5 protein-coding genes are annotated in these 5033 nt (G+C 71.1%); all 5 read right to left on the reverse strand.

The features are described 5' to 3' along the window. Nucleotides 1-100: 100 nt before the first annotated feature. A complete protein-coding gene (locus AOK24_RS04335) occupies nucleotides 101-1372 on the reverse strand; it encodes a beta-ketoacyl-[acyl-carrier-protein] synthase family protein (protein ID WP_055718727.1) in 1272 nt (423 codons plus the stop codon). A 93-nt stretch (nucleotides 1373-1465) separates the two neighbouring features. Then, on the reverse strand, nucleotides 1466-1714 hold the full coding sequence (locus tag AOK24_RS04340) for an acyl carrier protein (protein WP_010354715.1): 249 nt from the start codon (nucleotides 1712-1714) through the stop codon (nucleotides 1466-1468). 89 nt (nucleotides 1715-1803) lie between these two features. Beyond that, nucleotides 1804-2805: a ketoacyl-ACP synthase III gene (locus tag AOK24_RS04345; RefSeq protein WP_055718728.1), complete on the reverse strand. Its 1002-nt coding sequence runs from the start codon at nucleotides 2803-2805 to the stop codon at nucleotides 1804-1806. Between the two features lie 12 nt (nucleotides 2806-2817). Continuing rightward, complete coding sequence (locus AOK24_RS04350) at nucleotides 2818-3732, reverse strand: ACP S-malonyltransferase (protein WP_055718729.1); 915 nt, start codon at nucleotides 3730-3732, stop codon at nucleotides 2818-2820. 89 nt (nucleotides 3733-3821) lie between these two features. Beyond that, entirely contained in the window at nucleotides 3822-5024 is a 1203-nt protein-coding gene (locus AOK24_RS04355) for a PucR family transcriptional regulator (protein WP_055718730.1), read from the reverse strand. Between the last annotated feature and the right edge of the window lie 9 nt (nucleotides 5025-5033).

Below are 5033 nucleotides of genomic sequence, written 5' to 3' on the forward strand. Positions count from 1 at the left end.
GACCCCGGCCCACGCACACGAAACACGACCCCGGCCCACGCACACGAGAAGGGTCCCAACCCCGCGAGGTTGGGACCCTTCAGCGTCGTACAGAGCCTTCTCAGACCGTGCGGAACGCCAGGACCACGTTGTGCCCGCCGAACCCGAACGAGTCGTTGAGCGCGGCGATACGGCCCTCGACGGGCAGCTTGCGGGCCTCGCCGAGGACGACGTCCGCGTTGGCCTCCGCCTCCGGGTCGAGGTGCTCGACGTTGATGGTCGGCGGCGCGAGCCGGTTGTACAGCGCGAGGACGGTCGCGACCGACTCCACACCACCGGCGCCGCCCAGCAGGTGACCGGTCATCGACTTGGTCGCGGACACCGCGAAGTGGTCCGCGTGGTCCCCGAACACCTTGCGCAGCGCCTTGAGTTCGGCGATGTCACCGGCCGGCGTGGAGGTGGCGTGCGCGTTCACGTGAACGATCTCGGCCGGGTCCAGGTCGGTGGAGGACATCAGGTGGTTGAGCGCGGCGGCGATGCCGCGCCCCTCCGGCTCCGGCTGCACGATGTCGTGCGCGTCGGCGGAGATGCCCTGCCCGACGGCCTCGGCGTACACGCGCGCGCCGCGCGCCGCCGCGTGCTCGGCGGACTCCAGGACGACCACACCCGCGCCCTCGCCGAGGACGAAGCCGTCGCGCGCCTTGTCGTACGGACGGGACGCGCCCTGCGGGTCGTCGTTGTTCTTGGACATCGCCATCATGTTGCCGAACGCGGCGATCGGCAGCGGGTGGATGGCCGCCTCCGTGCCACCGGCGACGACGACGTCCGCACGGCCGGTGCGGATCATCTCGATCGCGTAGCCGATCGCCTCCGCGCCCGAGGCGCAGGCGGAGACCGGCGTGTGGACGCCGGCGCGGGCGCCGACGTACAGGCCGACGTTGGCCGAGGGGCCGTTCGGCATGAGCATGGGGACGGTGTGCGGGGAGACGCGGCGTACGCCCTTCTCCCGCAGTACGTCGTGCTGGTCCAGCAGGGTCGTCACGCCGCCGATGCCGGAGGCGATGACCGCGCCCAGCCGGTCGGGGTTGATCGAGGCGTCGTCGCCGGCGCGGGCGGTGAAGCCGGCGTCGGCCCACGCCTCCTGCGCGGCGATCAGCGCGAACTGCGCCGAGCGGTCCAGCTTGCGGGCCTGCGGGCGGGGGAGCACCTCGGAGGGGTCCACCGCGGCCGGGGCCGCGATCCTGACGGCCTGCTCGGCCGCCCACTCCTGGGTCAGCGCCTTCGCGCCGGACCGGCCGGCGATCAGACCTTCCCAGGTCGAGGCTGCGTCGCCACCCAGCGGTGTGGTTGCGCCGATACCGGTGACGACCACGGTGCGATTGGTCGGGCTCACGGGAATTCTCTCTCCTACGGAATTTCGAGGATGAAACGGCGCCACCGCCGGGTGGCGGGGCAATCACCCCACAGGCTCAGAGCCCAGGGAGGGTCAGCCCTGGTTCTTGAGGATGTAGTCGGTCGCGTCGCCGACGGTCTTGAGGTTCTTGACGTCCTCGTCCGGGATCTTGACGTCGAAGCGCTCTTCGGCGGCGACGACGACCTCGACCATGGACAGGGAGTCGACGTCCAGGTCGTCGGTGAAGGACTTGTCCAGCTGGACGTCCTCAACCGGGATGCCGGCGATCTCGTTCACGATCTCCGCGAGACCTTCGACGATCTCTTCCTGAGTGGCGGCCATGGTGGCGCTCCTTCTTTTTCTTTCCAGAGGGTTGGCTGTGCTGCTTACCGTGGCCAGGCGCAGGATTGCGTGATCCGGCAACGGAGTGCCTAGGGGAGGGTAACGACCGTCGCCGCGTACACGAGACCCGCCCCGAAACCGATGACGAGCGCCGTGTCGCCGCTCTTCGCCTCCCCGGTCGCCAGGAGCCGCTCCATCGCGAGCGGGATCGAGGCGGCCGAGGTGTTGCCGGTGGTGCGTACGTCACGCGCGACCGTGACGTGCTCCGGCAGCTTCAGCGTCTTCACCATCGAGTCGATGATCCGCTCGTTGGCCTGGTGGGGAATGAAGACGTCGAGGTCGCTCGCGGTGATGCCGGCCGCGTCCAGCGCCTGCTGGGCGACCTTCGCCATCTCGAAGACGGCCCAGCGGAAGACCGCCTGGCCCTCCTGCGCGATGGCGGGGAACTTGTCGACGACGCCGTCGCGGTAGTCCGTCCACGGCACCGTCTGCCGGATCGTCTCGGACTTGTCGCCCTCCGAGCCCCACACCGTCGGGCCGATCGCCGGCTCCTTCGAGGGGCCCACGACGACCGCCCCGGCGCCGTCCCCGAACAGGAAGGCCGTCGCCCGGTCCTCCAGGTCGGTCAGGTCCGAGAGCCGCTCCACGCCGATGACCAGCACGTACTCCGCGCTGCCCTCGACGATCATGCCCTTGGCGAGGGTCAGGCCGTAGCCGAAGCCCGCGCAGCCCGCCGAGATGTCGAACGCGGCGGCCTTGTTCGTCCCCAGCTTGTCGGCGATCTCCGTCGCGACGGCCGGGGTCTGCTTGAAGTGCGAGACGGTCGAGACGACCACCGCGCCGATCTGCTCGGCCGTGATGCCCGCGTCGGCGATGGCCTTGCCGGACGCCTCCACCGACATGGCGGCGACGGTCTCCTCGTCGTTCGCCCAGTGCCGCGTCTCGATGCCGGACCGGGAGCGGATCCACTCGTCGGACGAGTCGATCGTCTCCAGGATGACCTCGTTCGGGACCACACGGGTCGGGCGGTAGCCGCCCACACCGAGGATGCGCGCGTACGGATGACCCTTGCCGGGCTTGATCTTCGCCATCGGGATCTCCTCTCAGGCGCCGTGTTCCGCGATCAGCTCGCGGGCCGCGTCGAGGTCGTCGGGGGTCTTCAGGGCCAGCGTCTTCACCCCGGGCAGGGCGCGCTTCGCGAGGCCGACCAGGGTGCCGCCGGGGGCCGCCTCGATGATCGCGGTGACGCCGAGCTCCTTGAGCGTCTCCATGCACAGGTCCCAGCGGACCGGGTTCGCGACCTGGCCGACGAGACGTTCCAGCACCTCGGCGCCGGTCGCGACGGCCTTGCCGTCCTTGTTGGAGACGTACGCGACCGAGGGGTCGGCCGGGGTGAGGGCCTGCGCGGCCTCGGCGAGCTTCTCGACCGCCGGGCTCATGTGGTGGGTGTGGAACGCGCCCGCCACCTTCAGCGCGACGACCTTCCGCACGCCCTCCGGCTTCTCCGCCACCAGCGCCGCGATCTGCTCGGCCGTACCGGCCGCCACGATCTGGCCCGCGCCGTTGATGTTCGCCGGGGTCAGCCCCAGCTTCTCCAGGTGCGGGAGGGTCACCTCGGGGTCGCCGCCGAGCAGCGCCGCCATACCGGTCTCGGTGACGGCGGCGGCCTCGGCCATCGCCAGGCCCCGCTTGCGGACGAGGGACAGCGCGTCCTCGGGGGACAGGACACCCGCCCACGCGGCGGCGGTCAGCTCACCGACGCTGTGCCCGGCGACCGCGCCCGGCGCGAAGGCACCGAGTGCCGTGCCGGAGACGATGCCGGCCGCGACCAGCAGCGGCTGGGCGACGGCGGTGTCACGGATCTCGTCCGCGTCGGCGTTCGTGCCGTAGTGCACCAGGTCGAGCCCGATGACCTCGGACCAGGCGGCAAGCTGGTCGGAGACACCGGGGAGATCGAGCCAGGGGGTCAGGAAGCCGGGCGTCTGGGCGCCCTGGCCGGGAGCGACGAGTACGAGCACTCTCACACTCTCTCTTGGGGACGGGCGCGGCCGCCCGTGGGGACAGGGACGAAGAACAGCAGGGGGTTTTGTGGAGCCCCGACAAAAGCCTAGGTCTGGGGATCTCCGTCGGCCAGGCGCCCCAGGATCAGCGCGATCCGCAGAGTAAAGGCCGAGCGTACATCGGAGGGTGACCATCCGGTGACGTCAGTCACACGTCGGAGCCGGTAGCGCACGGTGTTCGGATGGACGAAGAGCATCCGGGCGGCGCCTTCGAGACTGCTGGCCTGTTCGAGATATACGGAGAGTGTCTCCAGGAGCGCGGAACCGGCCTCTTCGAGCGGTCTGTAGATCTCCTCCACCAGCTGACCGCGCGCGGTGGGATCGCCCGCGATCGCTCGTTCCGGAAGCAAATCGTCCGCCAGCACCGGCCGGGGAGCGTCCTGCCAGGCCAGACACGCCTTCAGCCCGGCCGCCGCCGCCTGCGCGGAGCGGGTCGCCGTCTGGAGGTCCGGTACGACCGGGCCCGCGACCACCGGGCCCGCCGCGAACGGGCCGATCAGCGACTTGGCGACCGCGAGGGGGTTGTCGCTGCCGCCCGCGATGACGACGAGACGGGTGCCCAACACGCCGGTCAGCACCTGGAGTTTGGCGTGCCGGGAAGCGCGGCGGATCGCCTCCACGGTCAGCTCCGAGTCACCGTCGGGGGCGGTGCCCAGGATGACGCACACGTGCTCCGGGGAGTTCCAGCCCAGCGCGGCGGCCCTGCTCACCGCCCCCTCGTCGGCCTCCCCGCTCAGCACCGCGTTCACCACGAGGGATTCGAGCCGCGCGTCCCAGGCACCCCGTGCCTCGGCCGCCTGCGCGTACACCTGCGCGGTCGCGAACGCGATCTCCCGGGCGTACACCAGCAGGGCCTCCCTGAGCACCCCCTCGTCGCCCGGCGCGGCCACCTCGTCGATCGCCGACTCCATGACCTCGATCGTCGTGCGGACCATCTCGACGGTCTGCCGCAGCGTGATCGCCCGCGTCAGCTCCCTCGGCGCGGTCCCGAAGACGTCCGTCGAGATGGCCTGCGGGGCGTCCGGCTGCCGGAACCACTCCGTGAACGCCGCGATGCCCGCCTGCGCGACCAGGCCGATCCAGGAACGGTTCTCCGGGGGCATCGCCCGGTACCACGGCAGGCTCTCGTCCATCCTCGCGATGGCCTGCGCGGCCAGCGATCCGGACGACTTCTCCAGCCGCTTCAACGTGGCGAGATGCGGGTGGGCCGGCGCGGCGGGCGGCGGGGGGGTGGATCTGGGTTCGGGCACGGTCCAAGG

Origin of the sequence: Streptomyces niveiscabiei (assembly GCF_001419795.1) — a bacterium.
Taxonomy (GTDB): domain Bacteria; phylum Actinomycetota; class Actinomycetes; order Streptomycetales; family Streptomycetaceae; genus Streptomyces; species Streptomyces niveiscabiei.